Genomic DNA, 432 nt, shown 5'->3' on the forward strand with positions numbered 1-432 from the left:
CAAGAAGTCCAAGCGTGCGGACGATGATCAGCGTGACGACGACGAACCGAAGTGCAAGCGTTCGCGCGCATCCGAGGACGATGAAGATGGCGAGGACGAGCCCAAAAGCAAGAAGTCCAAGCGCGCAGATGATGATCAGTGCGACGATGACGAACCCAAGGGAAAGCGCTCGCGCGCGTCCGATGAGGACGATGATGACGAGGAAGATGACGACAAGGAGGAGATGAACGGGCGCAGCGCCAAGGCTTCCGCCCGGCGTCGCGAGCAGGCGCGCATCGGGGCGATCCTCGGTCACGCTGCGGCCGCCAACAACCTCCCGCTGGCGGTGTCGCTGGCCTGCGAAACGCGGATGACCCGCCTCGAGGCTATCACCGTCCTCAAAGGCCAGGGTGGCCGCCAGCGCGACGATCGCGACGATGCAGGTGCCAATCG

1 protein-coding gene is annotated in these 432 nt (G+C 64.4%); it reads left to right on the plus strand.

Translation table 11 applies throughout. The features are described from left to right. Positions 1 to 432: hypothetical protein (locus AACY19_RS27455; protein ID WP_339454634.1), on the plus strand; the 432-nt coding region annotated here is incomplete at both ends.

Origin of the sequence: Pseudomonas sp. EA_5y_Pfl2_R50, assembly GCF_963970475.1 — a bacterium.
Lineage (GTDB): Bacteria > Pseudomonadota > Gammaproteobacteria > Pseudomonadales > Pseudomonadaceae > Aquipseudomonas.